This is a genomic window from Mycobacterium alsense, assembly GCF_002086635.1.
GTDB lineage: Bacteria > Actinomycetota > Actinomycetes > Mycobacteriales > Mycobacteriaceae > Mycobacterium > Mycobacterium alsense.
Genome location: NZ_MVHD01000002.1, coordinates 138,578 through 156,376 on the forward strand (window position 1 = coordinate 138,578; position 17,799 = coordinate 156,376).

The following is a 17,799-nucleotide window of genomic DNA, read 5'->3' on the forward strand; positions in this document are numbered from 1 at the left end:
GACCGACCGGAGCCGAGGCGGCTACGTTGTTTGCATGGCGCAGTGGGTACCGCCACCGCTTCCGGCCGACCTGGTGGCGCGCCGCCGCGGCCCGCTCGTCGGCCGCGCTGCGGAGCTGGCCGCCTTCGAGCAGGCCTGGGAGCGTGCCGAGGGCGGCAGCCGTCAGGCGGTGTTCATCGGCGGCGAACCCGGGGCGGGCAAGACGCGTCTGGCCGCCGAGGTGGCCGGCACGCTGGCCGACCACGACGTCGCCGTCCTCGTCGGGAGCTCGACGGCCGACGCGGACGTGCCCTACGCTCCGTTCGCCGAGGTGCTGGACCGCCTGCTGACCGCCAACACGCCGGGTTCGATGGCGGACGTTTTGGGCGACGCGGGACCGCAACTGCGGCGGCTGTCGCCCCTGGTGGACCGGCTGTTGCCCGACTCCGGCCCCGCGGCGGAGGTCACGTCGCCGCGGCAGGCGCTTTTCGAGGCGATGACGGGGTTCCTGCGGCGCCTGGCGCAGGATCGCCCGATCGCGCTGATCCTCGACGACCTGCATTGGGCGCACCTGCCCACCCTCGCGATGCTCGAACGCGTCCTGGTCGGCTGTGCCGACGCCCGCATGCTGGTGGTGGCCACGTTCCGCAGCACCGAACCGGACCGCTCCGACGAGCTCACCACCCGGCTGGCCGAATTGCATCGCTTCGACGGCATCCGGCGCCTGGACCTCGCCGGGCTGGACACCGAGGCGATCGCCGAATTCGTGCGGCGCACCCAGCAGCTGGCCCCGGCGTCGGCGCGCACCGCCGCCGCCCTGCTGCGCGACAAGACCGGCGGCAATCCGTTCTTTTTGACCGAACTCGTCAGCGACCTGGAGGCCCGGGGCGGGCTGGCCGCCCTGGGCGCGCAGCAGACGGTCCCGGCCTCGATCGGGGACGCCATCACCCGCCGCCTCAGCGGGCTGGGGGCCGGCGTCCGGGGAGTCGTCGAACAGGCGGCGGTCCTGGGCGAGACGTTCGACCTGCCGGCGCTCATCGCCGCCAGCGAAACCGATCTCCCCGCGACCCTGGCGGCGGTCGACGCGGCCGAGGGCGTCGGGCTGATCCGGCCGGTTCGCGACTCCGACGGCGAATTCTCGTTCGTGCACGCGCTCACCCGAGAGGCCGTCGTGGGCGGGATGGCGGCGTCGCGGCTCCGGATCATGCACGCGCGGGCCGCCGAGGCGCTCGAGGGCCGGGCGGATCCCGCGGTCGTTCCGCGCCTGGCGAACCACTACCTGCGCGCGCACGTGCTGGGCTACCACGAGCAGGCGCTGCGGTATGCGCATCAGGCGGCCCGGATGGCCGAGCAGAGCCAGGCCTACGAGGTCGCGGCGCGCTGGTTCGAGCGGGCGGCGTCGCTGCCCGAGTTGAGTCGCACCGATCGCGCGCGGCTGGACCTCGACGCGGCCGCAAATCATGTGCGCGCAGGCGATTTCGTCCGTTCGCGGGCGATCTACGAACGCATCAGCGCGATGGACGACCCGCTGATCCGCCTCGGCGCGGCCGTCGGCTACGAGGAGGCGAACTGGCGCCGCGGCCAGTCCGATTCGACGGCGGCCGACCTGCTTGCGGCGGCGCTGGAGACCTGCGGGCTGGACACCGGCGACCCGCGCTACGTGCAGGCGCTCGGCAATTTCGGGCGGGCACTTGCCTTCGCCGGCGAGGCGGCGCGAGCGCGCGAAGTCGGCAACAACGCCATCGATCAAGCCCGGGCCTCCGGCGATCCGGCCGTGCTGATGCACACGCTCAAGACCAGCCTGTGGCACGGGCTCACCCCGGAGCTGTGCGAAGTTCAGGCGGAACGTTCGGCCGAGGTTTCGCGAATGGCGTTGGCACGCCGCGACTACGAGACGCTGGGCGCGTCCTCACATTTTCGCGCGATGGTCAGCTATCTGGCCGGCCGGCCCGACGACCTCGCCGCCTCGACCGCGGACATGCGGCGGGCGGGCCAGGCCATCGGGCAACCCGTCTTCGGCTACGTCGGCGCTTGCGTCGAGCAGGCGCTGGCCTTCCTTCGCGGCGACTTCGCCGGGGCCGAGCGCTGGGCCGACATCGCCTTGCGCACAGGCGATTTGTTCGACGCGGACGACACCGAGGGCTCCAACGGCGTCCAGATGTTCATGATCCGGCGCGAAACCGGGGACCTGGGCAGGTTCGCCGGATTCATCGACGGCGCCGAGACTTTCGCCGGGCGGTGGGTGCCCGGCCTGCTCGCGTTGTACACCGAGCTGGGCTGCGAAGCCGGCATCACCCGCGCCCTGACCCACCTGATGAACCGCAAGTTCGACGACCGCGCGGACGACGCCCAGTGGCCCATGGAACTCGTGTTCATGGTCGAGGCGGCGCTGGAGCTGGGCAACCGTGGGGCGCTCGAGGCGCTGCGCCCGCACCTATCCCGCTACGCGGGCAAGAATCTGGTGGCCGGCCAGTTCGTCGCCCTGTTCGGCAGCGCCGACCGCTACCTCGCCCGGATCGCCGCGCTGGACGGGGACGCGGCGTCGGCCGAGCGCCTTTTCGGCGCGGCCCTGGAGATGGACCAGCGGATGGGCTCGGTGGTTCACGTCAGCGACACCCTGGCCCGCCGCGCGATGTTCGCCGCGTCGCACGGCCGCGCCGAGGAGGCACGGCGCCTGGCCGACGAGGCCCGCGCCATCGCCGCACCCATCGGGCAGAAGCGTGTCGTCGACCTGGCGGATTCGTTGCTGACCACGAACTTCCAGGGACCTGACGGGCTGACGGACCGCGAGGTCGAGGTGCTCCGGCTGCTCGCCGAGGGGCTGAGCAATCGCGCGATCGGCGAGCGCCTCTACATCAGCACCAACACCGCGGCCAACCACGTGCGCAACATCCTGACCAAGACCGGCGCCGCGAACCGCACGCAGGCGGCGATGTACGCCGCCGACCACGAGCTGCTCGGGCGGGCCCCTTCAGATGTCGGCCAAAGCGCCGTCGGGCGTGAGGCGGTCGCGCACCTCGACGATGACATCGGCCGGCAGGCCCGCGCGGGCGGCCGCGGTGCGGATGGCCTCGGGTGACGGCGCCTCGTACAGGCAGTACGTCTTTCGTTTGTCGGCCGACAGGAACGAGTACATCCAGCGCACGCCCTCGTGGTCGTTGATCCGGTTGATGCCGTCGGCGACCTCGAAGCTGGGTTCGAGTTCCTCGGCAAAGTTGCGCTCGACCATGAAGATGGGCACGAAGGACTCCTGTCGCTGTCTTGGGTCGAACCTAGCCCCGCGTGACGCTCAACACCAGCAAATTTCCGGTCGGCGTCAGCCGCCGGGAGATTCGGTCTCACCGGACAGCAACAGCTGCAAGGTCTCGCGGAATTCCCCCAGTCGCCGGGCGCCCAGGGCGCGTTCCCAGCGTCTCTCCAAATCGAGTGCGTGGGAACGCATCACGCGCAGCGCCTGCCGGCCGCGGGGCGTCAGCTCGATGATGCGGGCCCTGGCGTCGCCGGGATCGGCCACTCGGGTGACATAGCCGTGCCGCTCCAGGCTCGCGACGCCCTGGGCCACCGCCTGGCGGCTCACCTTGAGCCGGTCGGCCAAATCGGACGCGTGCAGGCCGCCGGCGCGCAGCGCCGCGAGTGCCACCGCTTGCGCGGGGCGGATCCCGTCCAGCCCGGCAGCGGCAAACGCCGCCCTCAAGCGGGGCGCCCCCGCGGCGGCCACCGAGTTCACCAGCGCCGGGACCGTGGGCTTCCAGTCGGCGTCGGGTCGCATGGAACGAGTGTGCCACCCACCGCAACTTTGACAAGTAACTTGTCAAATCTGGCTTCCGCTGCCACGATGGGTCCATGCGATCGCTGCGCTCCCGGGTGTTCGGCGCCTGTCTCGCCTCGATGCTGGTGGTCGCGCTCGGCGGGTGCGCCGGTGGCGGGCACGCGCTGGGAACGCCGGGCGCCCAACCGATTCCGGTCGGGCGGTCCACCCAGACCATCGATGCCGGCGGGGTCGGCAGGACCTTCCACCTGTACCGGCCGCAGGGATTGCCCGACGCGGCGCCACTGGTGGTGATGCTGCACGGCGGCTTCGGCAACGGCGCCCAGGCCGAACGGTTTTACCACTGGGACGCCGAGGCCGACCGGGGGCATTTTCTGGTCGCCTACCCCGACGGGCTCCACCGCGCCTGGAATGCCGGGACATGCTGCGGGCAACCGCAGCGCGAGAACGTCGACGACGTCGGTTTCCTCACCGCGATGGTGGCCGCCATCGCACACGAGGTCCCCATCGACCGGGCGCGCGTCTACGCCACCGGCATGTCCAACGGGGCCATGATGGCGCTTCGGCTGGCCTGCCAGAGCGACGCCTTCACCGCGGTCGCCCCCGTGGCCGGCACGCTGCTGACCGATTGCTCCCGGGCCCGGCCGGCATCGGTGCTGCAGATCCACGGCACCGCCGACGACCGGGTGCCCTACAACGGCGGGCCCGGAAAGGCCTTCGCGATCAACGGGAATCCGCGCGTGGACGGCCCCTCGGTGGAGTCGGTCAACGCCACCTGGCGAGCCATCGACGCATGCGGGCCGCCGACGTCGGCCACCACCGCGAGCGTGACCACCCTGCGGGCCGGGTGCGCCGACGGGCGCACCGTCGAGTTGATCGCGGTGGCGGGGGCCGGCCACCAGTGGCCCGGCGGCGAGCCCAGCCCGCTGACGGAGCTCGCGGGGATTCCCGGCCCGTCGACGGCGCTCGACGCCACGGACACGATCTGGCAGTTCTTCACGCGGGCCCACTAGGCCACCGCGGGCGTCGCGCGGGCCGCGAGGGTCAACGTTCGCCGAGCATCGCGTCGATGAGCCGGTGCAGCACCTCCCCGGTTTCCCGGCGGGCGCGCTCGGGGTCCTCCGCGGCCGCGACGTACATGGCCGCCTCGTCGAGCGCGCCGATCAGCACGTGGGCCAACGGCCGGACCGGCTGCCGGGCAAGCTGTCCCGCATTGATGGCCTCGCTGAGCAACTGTTCGGTCATCCCGAGGCTGTACCGCTGTGCGACCTCACGAAACGCGGCCCAGCCCAAGACACTTGGCGCATCCAGCAGCATCAGCTGCCGCACCTCCGGGTCCCCCGAGACGTCCAGCCATGCGTCGACCGCGGCGCGGATCGCGTCGGCGGGCACCGTCGCCTCCGACTCGGCGACTAGCGTCGCCATCCGCGCCATCACGTCCTGCTCGACGGCCTCGAACACCGCACGAAAAAGCGCCGCCTTGTCGGCGAATTGGTGATACATCGCGCCCCGGGTGACGCCCGCGGCCGAGGCGATCTCGGGCGTCCCCACCTCCGCGTAGCCGCGCCGGCCCCAAAGCCTGCGGGCGGCCGAGATCAGCGCGTCGCGGGTCGCCGCGGAGCGCTCCTCCTGTGTCCGTCTCTTGATTTCCATACAACCTGTTGGTAACTTACGAACAGACAGCCTGTTTGTAAATGTCCTCTACCTAGGAGTTGTCCGATGCCGACGATCGACATTAGTGCCGGGACCATCCATTACGAAGCAACCGGACCCGACGAGGGCAGGCCCGTCGTGTTCGTCCACGGCTACATGATGGGCGCCCAACTGTGGCGGCAGGTCGGCGAACGCCTCGCCGGTCGTGGCCTGCGTTGCATCGCCCCGACCTGGCCGCTGGGCGCGCATCCGCAGCCACTGCGCCCGGGCGCCGACCGGACGATCACCGGCGTGGCGGGCATCGTCGCGGAGACGCTCGCGGCCCTCGACCTCGATGACGTGGTGTTGGTCGGCAACGACACCGGCGGGGTGGTCACCCAGCTCGTGGCCGTGCATCACCCCGAGCGCCTCGGCGCGCTCGTGCTCACGAGTTGCGATGCCTTCGAGCACTTTCCGCCGCCGATCCTCAAGCCGATCATCCTGGCGGCCAAGTCGAAGACGACGTTTCGGGCCGTGGCCCAGGCGATGCGCGCGCCGGCCGTGCGCAAGCGCGCGTTCGACGGGCTGGCGCACCGCAACATCGACGACCTCACGGCGGCCTGGGTGCGTCCGGGCCTGTCCGACCCGGCCGTCGCCGAGGACCTGCGCCAGTTCACCCTCTCGCTGCGCACGGAGGTGACCACCGGCGTCGCCGCGCGGCTGCCCGGGTTCGACAAGCCCGCGCTGATCGCCTGGTCGGCCGACGACGTGTTCTTCGAACTCGGGGACGGCGAACGGCTGGCCGCAACCATCCCGAACGCCCGCCTCGAGGTCATCGCCGGGGCGCGGACGTTTTCGATGGTGGACCAGCCCGAGCGGCTCGCCGACCTGCTGTCGTCGATCGCGGTGCGCGCCTAGGGCCCTTCCCCGCGCCTGGCCGGCATTACGCTCTCGGCATGGAAAACGTGCTGCAGGGCCGCCGGATCCTCGTCACCGGCGGGGCGACCGGGATCGGCGCGGCCGCCGTTTCGGTGCTCGCGGCGGCGGGGGCCGACATGGCCGCCACCTATCATCGGACCCCGCCGCCGGACGACCTCGCCGCCGCCTGGCTGCCGTGCGATGTCCGTGACGCCCAGGCGGTTTCGGCAATGGTGCAACGGGCCGTCGAGCACCTGGGCGGCCTCGACGTTCTGGTCAACGCCGCCGGGCTGTGGCAGGCCGGAATCCCGGGATACATCGGCGACGACGAGATCTCCTTCCTGCTGGACACCAACGTGAAGGCCACCATCCTGACCAATCAGGCGGCCTACGCCGCGATGAAGGAGCAAGACCCCAAGGGGGGCCGGATCGTCAACTTCGGATCGTCGGAAGCCGTTATGGGCAGCCCCATCTCGGCCGTCTACGCCGCGACCAAGGGCGCGGTGCAGGCGTGGACGCGATCGGCCGCCAAGGCCTGGGCCGCCGACAACGTCACCGTCAACGCCCTTGCGCCCGCGGTCCAGACGCCCGGGGCCGACCGGCTCCGGGAGTTCCTCGGCCCGGAGGCCGGCGCCCTCATCGACCAGCAGATGAAGATGATGATCCCGCTGGGTGGGGCACTGGGGGAGCCGGCGCGGGACCTCGGGCCGATGCTGGTGTTTCTGGCCGGTCCCGGCTCGGGCTTCATCACCGGGCAGCTGCTCGCCGTGGACGGCGGCCTGATGATGGTGGGCGGCTAGCACCGGGCGCCGCTCACCCGCCCGCTACGATAAGACGGACCGTCTCGTCTCGTGAAGTAAAGGTGGATCGCCCCGATGGCCGACGACACGATTCAGGCGTTGCTGCGCAAGCGGCTGTCCGATGCCGCCGTCGCCGTCAAACACGCGGACGTGCAATGGAGTTGGAGCCGGTATCTGGCGGAGTCGGCCGCGCGGGCGGCGGCTTTGATCGAGGCCGCCGATCCGCAACGGCCGCTGCACGTCGGCGCCCTGCTGGGAAACACCCCCGAGATGCTGGCGCAGATGGCGGCGGCCGGGCTGGGCGGGTATGTGCTGTGCGGCCTGAACACCACGCGGCGCGGCGAGGCGCTGGCCGCCGACGTCCGGCGGGCGGACTGTCAGTTCGTCGTGACCGACGCCGAGCACCGGCCGTTGCTGGACGGCCTGGACCTGGCGGGCGCGCGGATCCTGGACGCCTCGGCGCCGCGGTGGTCCGAATTCGTCGGCGCCGCGCGCGAGCTGGTCCCCCACCGCGATGTCACCGCCATGGACGCGTTCATGATGATCTTCACGTCGGGAACCAGTGGAAATCCCAAGGCGGTGCAGGTATCCCACTTGATGGCGACCATCGCCGGTCTCAGCCTGGTCGAGCGCTTCGCCCTGACCGACGAGGACACCTGCTACGTGTCCATGCCGCTGTTTCACTCCAACGCGGTCGTCGCGGGATGGGCGCCCGCGGTGGCCTCCGGCGCGGCGATCGTGCCGGCGAAGTTCTCGGCGAGCAATTTTCTCCACGACGTCCGCCGTTACGGTGCCACGTACATGAACTACGTCGGCAAGCCCCTCGCCTACATCCTGGCGACCCCCGAACGCGCCGATGACGCCGACAACCCGTTGCGGGTGGCATTCGGCAACGAGGCCAACGACAAGGACATCGAGGAGTTCGCGCGCCGGTTCGGGGTTCAGGTCGAGGACGGGTTCGGCTCCACGGAGAACGCGGTCATCGTGATCCGCGAACCCGGTACGCCGAAGGGCTCGATCGGCCGCGGGGTCGACGGGGTCGCCATCTACAACGGCGACACCGTCACCGAATGCGCGGTCGCGCGATTCGACGCCAACGGGGCGCTGGTCAACGCCGGCGAGGCGGTGGGCGAGTTGGTCAACACGGCGGGATCCGGCTTTTTCACCGGCTACTACAACGATCCCGACGCCAACGCCGAGCGCATGCGCCACGGCATGTACTGGTCCGGGGACCTGGCCTACCGCGACGCCGACGGGTGGATCTACCTGGCCGGCCGCACGGCCGACTGGATGCGGGTCGACGGCGAGAACATGGCCGCGGCGCCCATCGAGCGAATCCTGTTGCGGCACAGTGCGGTCAACCGCGTAGCGGTGTACGCGGTGCCGGACGAGCGGGTCGGGGATCAGGTCATGGCCACGCTCGTCCTCAACGACGGCGCCGAGCTCGACCCGGACGCGTTGGAAGCGTTCCTCGGCGCACAGCCCGACCTGTCGCCGAAAGCCTGGCCCCGATACGTCCGCATCGCCGCCGACCTGCCCAGCACCGCCACGCACAAGGTGCTCAAGCGCGAGCTGATCGCCCGGGGAACTTCCGTGGCCGCGGGCGAAACCGTGTGGGAGCGCGCGGCGCGCGGCACGGCGTACCGGCGCGCTAACCCCGCGGTGCCCGGCGGCGGATCTGCCCCTTTGCCCGTCGCACCCGCTTGACGGGGTCCCGGCTGGTGCCGCCGGCGATCTCGTCGCGCAGCTGCGCGATGTTGGCGATCTCCGCATACAGGCCGCGGATCGCGTAGTCGAGGACGGCGAACGAGAAACGCTGGCCCGGATCGTCGATGATGCCGAGTTCGCGGGAGCGTTGCCGCGACCACAGCGCCTCGTCCAGCCGGGTGCGGGTGGCCTCGAGATGGCGATCCAGCGTGTCGATTACGTGTTCCGGGTCGCCGCCGCGGGCGAGCCAGGTCTTGAGGATGACCGGGTGCTTGATCACCACCCGGTCCTCGCCCGGGAAGCGTTGGACCCACCGCCGCAGCGCGTCGAGCCCGGCGTCCGTCGTCTCGTAGAGCGTGATGGCGCGCCTGCCGGACTGCGCGCCGGTCTCACCGACCAGGCCGCGCTGCAGCAACCGGTTGAGCTCGCGCCGCACGTGGCTGACCGACGGCGACCAATAGAAGTGTCCGACCGACAGCTCGGCGCGCATCTTGATCTCACCGGCGGTGAGCCGTTCGTCGTTGGCCGCCAACACGCCCAGCACCAGGTAGGCGGTGGTCGGCAGGGCGTCGGTGCCGCGCGCGGGGCTCACGGGGCCCCGGTGAAATACGGCAGCGTGACGTCGGGTCCGGCGGCGTGGAATTGCGCCCGCACGCGCATCCCGACCGCCAGGTCCTCCGGCGCCACCCCGACGACGTTGGTCAGCATTTGGTACCCCTCGTCGAGGGTCACGATCGCCGGTGCATAGGGCGGCCGGAACTCCGCGGTGACCGGACGATGCACCACCGTCCAGCTGTAGATGTCGCCCAGGCCGCCACTGCGCTCCCACCGCAGTTCGGCCGAAAGGCATTGGCGGCACTGCTCGGTCGGCGGGAAGTTGGCCCGGCCGCAGTCCCCGCAGCGCTGGTAGCGCAGCTCGCCCGCCTGGCAACCCCGCCAGAACGGGACGCTGAGGTGGCTGCTGGCGTGGGGAACGGGCCCGGCCTGGGGTCGCAGCGGTTCGGGGGTGTCGGAAGTCGTCGAGGTCACAGCGGTTCGTCTCCCAGGATCAGCACCGTGGTGAACAGGGCCCCCGCTCCCCCGTTGCTGCACAACGCGATGTGCGCGTCGGGCACTTGCAGCTCGCCGGCCTGGCCGCGCAGCTGCTGGACGGCGCGGACGGCCCGCTGCATCATCTGCGGGTTGGACCCCGCGTGACTGAAGGACATCGTTCCCCCGTCGGTGGTCACCGGGTGGCTGCCGTCGACCGCGATGTGGCCGTCGGCGACGAACGGTCCGCCCTCGCCGTCGCCGCAGAAGCCGAAAGCCTCGAGCTGGCGGATGATTTCGAAGGAGAACGGGTCGTAGAGTTCGAGCACGTCGATGTCCTCCCGCCGCAGTCCGGCGTGGCCGAACGCGCGCTCGGCCGCGCGCCTGCCGACCACACCGTTCACGTGATCTCCCCGCCGGCCGGCAAGGTCCCACGCCGGTGGATGCTGATACGACGGGCCGTGGAAGTCGGCCCCGCTGCCCAGCACGTAGATGGGTTGGCTCGCGACGTCGATGGCATCGACGTCGGCCACGACGAGCGCGCATCCTCCCTCGGAGGTGGTGGCGCAGTCGAGGAGGTGAAAGGGGTCGGCGATGGGCCGCGACGCCGTGATGTCCTCGGGCGTGAACGGACCCCGTTGGTAGTAAACGGCTTCGGGGTTTCGCGAACCGTTGTTGCGGATGGTGGCGGCCACTATGGACAGCTGCTCGCGGGTCGTCCCGTACACGTGCATGTGTCGCCGGGCGATCAGCGCGAACTCGGCGGCGGTGAACATCCCCCACGGCGCCACGAATTCGTTTTCGGGCCGGGTCCACGGGGCCGTGGCCTCGTGGTCGCGGTACTCGCCCGCCTGGGCGGCGACCAGGACGACGACGTCGGCCATGCCGTGCTCGATCGCGGTGGCCGCCTCGGTGATCATGCCGACCCCGAAGGCCAGTCCCTGCCAGGCCGGTCCGAGGCGCAGGTCGTAGATCAGCGCCGTGGACAGCGGGCCGGCGCTGATTCCGTCGACGTCGTCGAGGCCCAGGCCGGCGTCGGCGAGCGCCCCGTGGATGGCCTGGAGCGCGAGGCCGCGCGACGTTTCGCCGTCCAGGCGACGCCCCTGACGCGTGTTGTGGACCCCGACGATCGCCGCGGTGCGCTTCGGCCTAGTTTTCATCCGCGACAACTCCCAGGTAGGTGCCCACGACGTCGTAGCTGCGTCCGTCCCGCTCGATGGTTCCGATCGTCGTGGTCCGCTGATCGGACGGCGCGGCGCCCGGTTCCACCACGTCGATGCGCACGTCGACCGGCCGCGCGGTTTGCGGGTCGGTGATTTCCACGACCATCGCGACCGCGCGTTCGCGCTCGTCCCACTCGACCCCGGTGATCCGGTGGCGCGCAGTCAGTTCCATCACCACCGAGTCCCGGCGCACCAGGAACCGGACCGGCGCGCACAGCTCGCCCGGACGCGGCGGCACGCACAACGTCACGGCCACGTCACAAGCCCGCCGGCCGCACGCTGGTGACCCCGGCGGCGCGCAATTCGGCCAGATCCCGTCTCCCGCGCCCCAGCACGCCGGTGAGCACCTCATCGGTGTGCTGGCCGTACAGCGGCGGCACCCGCCTGATCCAGCGCCGCGGCCTGCCCAGGAACGCGAAGGGCATCCCGGTGCACAAGAACGAGCCCGCGACCGGATGGTCGACGGTTTCCCAGAAGCCGCGGGCGAGCAACTGCGGATCGTTCAGCAGTTCCGCCGCCGCGGTGACGCGCGCGGCAGCCACCCCGGCCGCGCGCAGCGCATCGACCGCGTCGGCCACCGCACGGCGGGCGGCCCATTCGGCGATCTGCTTGTCGATCTCGTCGGCACGGTCCCGCCACCCGTCCTCGTCCGCGCCGAGCTCGGTTCGGTCGATCAGCCGCGCCAACCCGACCCGCGCGGCGTCACCCATCGCGGCCAGGGCGACCCATTCGTCCTCGCCCCGGCACGGGTAGACGCCCTGCGGTGTAGCACCCGGCCCGCGATTTCCGTTGCGCCGCAGCTTGATTCCGTTGCACGAGTACTCAACCAGCATCTCGGCGGCCACGTTCAGCGCGGCCTCGACCATGGTGGACTCGACGAGCATGCCGAAGCCGTCGCCGTCCCGGATCACCAGCGCCGCGACCGCGGCGAACGCGGCGTGCAGTCCCGCGATCGGGTCGCACACGCCGCGCGGAATCACCGGCGGGCCGTCGGCATGCCCGGTCATCCACGCCATCCCCGTCGCCTGCTCCATCGTCTGCGCGAAGCCGACGCGGTCACGCCACGGGCCGTCGAGACCGAACGCCGGCATCCGGACCATGATGGCGCGCGGGTTCGCGGCCGCCACGGCGTCCCACTCCAACCCGAAATTCGCCATCACCCGGGGGGAGAAGTTCTCGATGACGAGATCGCTTGCCGCGACAAGCTCCAACGCGACAGCACGGCCGGCCTCGGTGCCGAGCTCGACGCTGATGCCGCGCTTGTTGTTGTTGCTGCACAGGAACACCGGGCCCCACTCCCACCATTGGTCCCAGTCCGGGGGGCGCCCGGCGGAGAACCTCATGCCGTCGGGCCGGCGCACGCCCTCGATCTTGATCACGTCGGCGCCCAGCGCACCGAGCAGCTGCGTGGCGACCGGTCCCGCCCAGAACGCGGTGAAGTCGGTGATCCGGGTATCGGAAAGCGGCAGCGCGTCGGCGTCGGCGCCCTCGGGCCGGCGCGGCCGCGGCGGCCAGTGGACCCGCCCGGCGTCGGCGCCGAGTTCCGGCGGCACGCCGGGCGGCCGGGTCGTCATCGCGTCGCTGCGATAGGGTACCCGCGGCTGCAGCACACCCCGCTCCGATTCGGTGAACACGCCGCGTTGAACGAAATGATCGATCGTCGGCAGCATTTCGGGTGTCGCGATCGGAGCCACCGGGATTCGCAACGCTACCGCGAGGTCGACGATCTCCTGCGTGCTGCGCGCCCGGGTCCACCGGGTGACCATGGCGAGGAATTCGTCGCGGCGCTCGACGCGACCCGCGAACGATGCCAGCTCGGCGTCGTCCACCAGGTCGGCCCGGTCGATCATGACCAGGAAGTCCTGGAACTGCTGCGCGGTGATGGTGCAGAACCCGACCATGCCGTCGGCGGTGGGGACGATCGACGGCAGCTCCAGGCTGCGTTGGTGCAGCAGCGAATCCGCGCCCAGCACGCTGGCGGACATGGCCGACAGGCCGCCCATCGCGATGGCCATCGCCTCGTAGGTCGAGACGTCGACGACCTCCCCGCGGCCGCCCCGGGCGGCGTGGCGGGCCGCGGCGGCGGCGACCGCGGCGGCGAAGGTGCCCGCCAGCCACTCGCCGAGCCGCCCGCCCGCCTGCACCGGCTCGTCACCGGGCCAGCCGCGTCCGGCGATCGACCCGCACAACGCCTGCAGGATGAACTCGTTGGCGATGAGCTGGTCGTCGACATACGGGCCGGCGGTGCCGAACGGCGTCACCGCCACCACCACCGCCGACGGACCGGTGTGGGCGGTGAGGTCGTCGAGGGCCCAGGCGTCGGTCAGGTCGGTGAGCACGATGTCCGCGCCGGCGAGCAGTGCCGCCGCCTCCGGCCGGGCGGCGACCACCGACCTCTTGCCGGCCGCCAGATAGCCGAACAGCGCGCCCGGCGGGCCGCCGGCCGACCAGCGACGCATGGAGTCGCCCTGCGGCGCCTCGATTTTCACGACGTCGGCGCCGGCGTCGGCGAACATCTTGCCGCAGTAGGACACCGCGATGCCGTTGGACTGCTCCAGCACCCGCCAGCCGGCGAACGGTGCCCGGTCGGCCACGCTCAGTTGCCCAGGGTGGTGGCGCGCATCCCAGCGGATCGCCGGGAAATGTCAGAAGCCTCCGCGGTCACCTGTGCCTGCAGCGCGAACTGCGTCATCCGGGTCCACGCGTCGCGGTCACGCTGGCCGGCCGGGCGGCCGACGTGCGTGACGACGTCGACGTCGGTGGCCTGCGAACGCAGGTAGCCGGCGCGGGCATGCTCCTTGGGGAGGTACCGGAACGGGTCGAACGAGTATGCGGCCATGGCGTTTTCGTGGGTGATCTTGTTGATCACCGAGTCGTCGAGGTGACCCATGGTTTCCATGACGTCCTCGGGCGCGAACGGCCAATTGCTGTCGGAATGCGGGAAGTCGGACTCCCAGCACAGCATGTCCTCGTTGAACCAATCCAGATTGCGGACGCCGACCTTGTCGCTGATGAAGCAGGTGTAAAAGTGCCGCTTGAACACGTCGGTCGGGCCGCCGTAGCCGGGCGGGAACTTCGCCAGCGTCCAGCCCGAATGCCGGTTGTGGACGTGCTCGGCGCGCCACAGGAAGTAGGGGATCCAGCCGACGTCGCCCTCGGTCAGCGAGAACTTCAATTGCGGGAAGTCGGCCCAGAATTCGGCCCAGATCAGTTCGGTGAAGGTGAACATGCTCATCATCGACGACGCCGTCATCTGCACGCTCGGCGGGGCGTCGCTGGACACCTGTGGGGACCGCGACGCCGAGCCGACGTGGGTGCACAGCACGGTCTTGTTCTCGCACGCCGCCTCGAACAGCGGATACCAATACTTGGTGTGAATGCTCGGCATCTGCAACGCCTCCGGGTTCTCGGAGAACGTCACCGCGTGACAACCCTTGTCCGCCAGGCGTTTCACTTCCTTCGCCGCCTCGGCCACGTCGAACAGCGGCAGGATGCCGCAGGGGATGAACCGGCCCGGGTAGGCCGCGCACCACTCGTCGACGTGCCAGTCGTTGTAGGCCTTGATCATCACCAGGTTGATGTCGCGGTCCGGTCCCTGGTTGAGCACCTGGCCCGAAAAACCGGTGAAGTTGGGGAAATTGAGACCGGCCAGCTGGCCGCCGGCGTTCATGTCGCGGACGCGCTCGTCGACGTTGAAGCAACCCGGCCGCATCTCGTCGTAGCGCGACGCGTCGATGTTGTACATCTCGCGGGGTTTGCCGGCGACGGCGTTCAGGCCCATGTTCCGCCCGCGCACCTCGCCGTAGTACCACTGCTGGATGCCGTCGGGCTCGACGACGACCCGGGGCGCGAGCTCCTTGTACTTGGCGGGGACGTGCGCGTCGAACATGTCGGCCGGCTCGGCGATGTGGTCGTCCACGCTGATCAGGATCAGGTCGTCCTTGTTCATGCCGCGCTCCTCGCCCACCGATATAGTGACTAGTAGACAATGGCCCCGATCGCGGTGTCAACGGTGCCAACACGCAAGATTGCGCCCGGTTCGCCGAAAGGTCCCGGACAATCATGTGACTATTAGTCCATCGCGCTTCGCGGTGTCCCGAGACCGCCGATTGCCCCCGCGTGCCACCATGAGGCATGGCGCGGCCCGAAGAGCCCGAAAAGCTCGTGCAGTTGGGCGCGAACAAGGCCGTGCGGCCCACCAGCGCCGACGTGGCGCGCCTCGCCAGCGTTTCGACCGCCACCGTCAGCTACGTGCTGAACGACGCCGAGGGCCGCAGGATCTCCGCGGAAACCCGCGAGGCGGTCCAGCGCGCCGCGAAGCTGCTCGGTTACCGGCCCAACCTCGCGGCGCGAAACCTCGCCCGCGGCAAGAGCGGTGTGGTCCTCTACGTGCTGCCCCACGTCGCGGTGGGCGAGATGCCGATGCAGGCCGGCAGCCGGATGACCACTGAATTGGCGCGCCAGGGCCTGCTTTCGGTCCAGATCTTCGAGACCGAGGACGATCGCCACGTCGTCGATGCGATCGAGAACCTCGACCCCGTCGCGGTGACGAGCCTGTTCCCGCTCAGCGGGGCCGCGGCGGCCGCGGTGGAGGCGGCGGGCATACCGCACATCGAGGTGGGCACGCTGCCCGCGCTGCACCGACCGCACCTGTCGGTGGGCGAGCTGCGGGTCGACCATCTCGTCTCGCGCGGTCACCGCCAGATCGCATTCGCCTACACCGGGATCGCCAAATGGCGTCCGCTGGGCGACTACTGGTTCGAGGGCGTCGAGCGGGCGGCGCAACTGCGCGACCTTCCGCCCGTTCGCGCCGGCGTCATCACCCTGGACAATGCGGAAGACGTGGTGGCCGGCTGGGTGGCCGACGGCGTGACCGCGGTCTGCGGCCAGAGCGACGAGATCGCCTGCCTCGTCCTGTACGGCATTCACCGGGCCGGGCTGTCCTGCCCCGGCGATCTCGCCGTGATCGGCGTCGACGCCAGCCCGATGGGGGTGATGAGCACGCCGCCGTTGACGACGGTGGAGTTCAACCCGCGCGCGGTCGCCGACGCCGCGCTCGCCGCCGTCTTCGAGCGCCTCGGGCCGCCCGCGCCGCCGCCGGCCGAGCCGACCGACGTCGCCCGCCTGATCGAGCGGTCATCCACGTAACTGGGCGAAAATCGTCGCATCTGACAACGCTGGACACCGAAAAATCCTCATCTGCGGACTTTTTCCCCGGCTGGACATTCGGTGGTTACGCGCATAACCTCGGCTGTCGAATCGCAACGGCGCGAGAAGGGAAACCGCATGTCGGTGCAGGCTGTGCTCGATGAGATCCGCGAACGACCCGGCAGCGGTGAGACGATCGCGGTCGTCGATCCGGCCACCGAGGAGCAGGTCACCGAGTTCAAGGACTGTGGCCGCGAAGCCGTGGACGCCGCGGTCGCGCGCGCGAGGGCGTCCTTCGAGTCCGGTGTCTGGCGGGATCTGCCGCCCAGCGAGCGGGCCAAGATCCTGTGGCGCGTCGGCGAGCTGATCGACCAGAACGCGGAGATCCTGGCCGAGCTCGAATCCCTCAACGCCGGCATGACACCCCTGCAGGCGCAGGGCACCGTCACCGTCGGCTCCGAGTTCTTCCGCTATTACGCCGGCTGGTGCACCAAGATCGAGGGCATCGCGGCCGACGTCCACACCGGCGGCCTCACCGGCATCGACTCGCACCAGCACGCCTACACGCTCAAGGAACCCTACGGCGTCGTCGGGCTGATATTCCCCTGGAACGGACCGGTTTTCAATTTCTGCGCCAAGCTCGCGCCGTCGCTGGCGGCGGGGTGCAGCAGCGTCGTCAAGCCGGCCGAGGAGACCCCGCTGTCGGCGCTGGTGCTGGACAACATCCTGCACGAGGCCGGCGTGCCCGAGGGCGTCGCGAACCTGCTGCTGGGCTACGGGCACACCGCGGGCGCGGCGATCACCGCGCACCAAGGCGTCGAAAAGGTCGCCTTCACCGGGTCGACCGAAGTCGGCAGGGCGATCGTGCACGCGGCGGGTGACAGCAACCTGAAGAAGGTCACCCTCGAGCTCGGCGGCAAGTCCCCGGTGGTCGTCTTCGACGACGCCGACCTGACCAAGGCCGTGCCGATGGCGGCGTTCGGCACCTTCATCCACTCCGGCCAGGCCTGCGTCTGCGGATCGCGCATCTTCGTCCAGCGCGGCATCTACGAGCAGTTCGTGGAGCAGCTCGCGAACGTCGCCAACGGCCTGCCGCAGGGCGGACCCAAGGACGAGGGGAGCCTGATCGGCCCGCTGATCAGCCAAAAACAGCTCACCCGCGTGCTGGGCTACCTCGACCAGGGGCGCTCCGAAGGCGTCGAGGTCGTCACCGGCGGGCACCGCCTCGACCGCAAGGGCTACTTCGTCCACCCGACCGTGCTGACCAACGTCGCCACCACGAGCCGGCTGTTTCAGGAGGAGATCTTCGGGCCGGTGGTCACGGTCATCCCGTTCGACGACGAGGACGAGGCGGTCGCCCTGGCCAACGACAGCACCTACGGGCTGGCCGCGACCGCCTGGACCTCAGACCTGGGCCGCGCGCACCGAATCGCCAAGCGGCTCAAGGCCGGGACCGTCGGGCTGAACTGCCAGATGCAGTTCGACCATTCCATGCCCTTCGGCGGGTACAAGCAGTCCGGCTGGGGCTACGAGTCCGGCAAGGCGGGCTTGGAGACATACCTGCAAACCAAAGTCGTCTGGGCGCAGATGTAAT

Annotated in this window: 16 protein-coding genes; 7 read left to right on the forward strand and 9 right to left on the reverse strand. The window is 70.5% G+C overall.

Features of this window, described 5'->3' with window-relative positions; translation table 11 throughout:
* Positions 1 to 34 precede the first annotated feature (34 nt).
* A complete protein-coding gene (locus tag BST11_RS28910) occupies positions 35 to 3,058 on the forward strand; it encodes a helix-turn-helix transcriptional regulator (protein ID WP_083136350.1) in 3,024 nt (1,007 codons plus the stop codon).
* Here the strand turns inward: BST11_RS28910 and BST11_RS02065 are convergent.
* A complete protein-coding gene (locus BST11_RS02065) occupies positions 2,951 to 3,220 on the reverse strand; it encodes a DUF4242 domain-containing protein (RefSeq protein ID WP_083136351.1) in 270 nt (89 codons plus the stop codon). The genes BST11_RS28910 and BST11_RS02065 overlap by 108 nt on opposite strands.
* Before the next feature lie 75 nt (positions 3,221 to 3,295).
* Entirely contained in the window at positions 3,296 to 3,748 is a 453-nt protein-coding gene (locus BST11_RS02070) for a MarR family winged helix-turn-helix transcriptional regulator (protein WP_083136352.1), read from the reverse strand.
* A 74-nt stretch (positions 3,749 to 3,822) separates the two neighbouring features.
* Between BST11_RS02070 and BST11_RS02075 the strand changes: the two genes are divergently transcribed.
* Positions 3,823 to 4,761, forward strand: coding sequence for an extracellular catalytic domain type 1 short-chain-length polyhydroxyalkanoate depolymerase (locus tag BST11_RS02075; RefSeq protein WP_083136353.1), 939 nt, complete (start codon positions 3,823 to 3,825; stop codon positions 4,759 to 4,761).
* A 31-nt stretch (positions 4,762 to 4,792) separates the two neighbouring features.
* On the opposite strand, the gene BST11_RS02080 is transcribed toward BST11_RS02075, so the two are convergent.
* Positions 4,793 to 5,401, reverse strand: a complete 609-nt coding sequence (locus BST11_RS02080) for a TetR/AcrR family transcriptional regulator (RefSeq protein ID WP_083136354.1) — start codon at positions 5,399 to 5,401, stop codon at positions 4,793 to 4,795.
* A 66-nt stretch (positions 5,402 to 5,467) separates the two neighbouring features.
* On the opposite strand from BST11_RS02080, the gene BST11_RS02085 reads away from it, so the two are divergent.
* The 3 genes from BST11_RS02085 to fadD1 all read left to right on the forward strand — a co-directional run bounded on the left by BST11_RS02085 (position 5,468) and on the right by fadD1 (position 8,805).
* On the forward strand, positions 5,468 to 6,298 hold the full coding sequence (locus BST11_RS02085) for an alpha/beta fold hydrolase (protein ID WP_083136355.1): 831 nt from the start codon (positions 5,468 to 5,470) through the stop codon (positions 6,296 to 6,298).
* 38 nt (positions 6,299 to 6,336) lie between these two features.
* A complete protein-coding gene (locus BST11_RS02090; protein ID WP_083136356.1) occupies positions 6,337 to 7,098 on the forward strand; it encodes an SDR family NAD(P)-dependent oxidoreductase in 762 nt (253 codons plus the stop codon).
* 75 nt (positions 7,099 to 7,173) lie between these two features.
* The gene (fadD1, locus tag BST11_RS02095; RefSeq protein WP_083136357.1) at positions 7,174 to 8,805 is read left to right on the forward strand and encodes a fatty-acid--CoA ligase FadD1; all 1,632 of its coding nucleotides are present in this window, start codon (positions 7,174 to 7,176) and stop codon (positions 8,803 to 8,805) included.
* Here fadD1 and BST11_RS02100 read toward each other — a convergent pair.
* The 6 genes from BST11_RS02100 to BST11_RS02125 are packed head-to-tail and all read right to left on the reverse strand — an operon-like array spanning position 8,750 to position 15,006.
* On the reverse strand, positions 8,750 to 9,397 hold the full coding sequence (locus BST11_RS02100) for a MarR family transcriptional regulator (RefSeq protein ID WP_083136358.1): 648 nt from the start codon (positions 9,395 to 9,397) through the stop codon (positions 8,750 to 8,752). The genes fadD1 and BST11_RS02100 overlap by 56 nt on opposite strands.
* Entirely contained in the window at positions 9,394 to 9,834 is a 441-nt protein-coding gene (locus BST11_RS02105; protein WP_083136359.1) for a Zn-ribbon domain-containing OB-fold protein, read from the reverse strand. The genes BST11_RS02100 and BST11_RS02105 overlap by 4 nt, the downstream gene beginning before the upstream one ends.
* Complete coding sequence (locus tag BST11_RS02110; protein WP_083136360.1) at positions 9,831 to 10,994, reverse strand: thiolase family protein; 1,164 nt, start codon at positions 10,992 to 10,994, stop codon at positions 9,831 to 9,833. Before BST11_RS02110 ends, BST11_RS02105 begins: the two co-directional genes overlap by 4 nt.
* Positions 10,984 to 11,313 (reverse strand): hypothetical protein, encoded by a 330-nt coding sequence (locus BST11_RS02115; protein ID WP_083136361.1) that lies wholly within the window; start codon positions 11,311 to 11,313, stop codon positions 10,984 to 10,986. Before BST11_RS02115 ends, BST11_RS02110 begins: the two co-directional genes overlap by 11 nt.
* Before the next feature lies 1 nt (position 11,314).
* On the reverse strand, positions 11,315 to 13,651 hold the full coding sequence (locus tag BST11_RS02120; protein WP_083136362.1) for a CaiB/BaiF CoA-transferase family protein: 2,337 nt from the start codon (positions 13,649 to 13,651) through the stop codon (positions 11,315 to 11,317).
* A gap of 2 nt (positions 13,652 to 13,653) precedes the next feature.
* A complete protein-coding gene (locus BST11_RS02125; RefSeq protein ID WP_083136474.1) occupies positions 13,654 to 15,006 on the reverse strand; it encodes an amidohydrolase family protein in 1,353 nt (450 codons plus the stop codon).
* Positions 15,007 to 15,191: 185 nt separating this feature from the next.
* Here BST11_RS02125 and BST11_RS02130 point away from each other — a divergent pair, with 185 nt between their 5' ends.
* Positions 15,192 to 16,205, forward strand: coding sequence for a LacI family DNA-binding transcriptional regulator (locus BST11_RS02130; protein WP_083136363.1), 1,014 nt, complete (start codon positions 15,192 to 15,194; stop codon positions 16,203 to 16,205).
* Between the two features lie 138 nt (positions 16,206 to 16,343).
* Positions 16,344 to 17,798: an aldehyde dehydrogenase family protein gene (locus tag BST11_RS02135; protein WP_083136364.1), complete on the forward strand. Its 1,455-nt coding sequence runs from the start codon at positions 16,344 to 16,346 to the stop codon at positions 17,796 to 17,798.
* The last annotated feature ends 1 nt before the right edge of the window (position 17,799 follow it).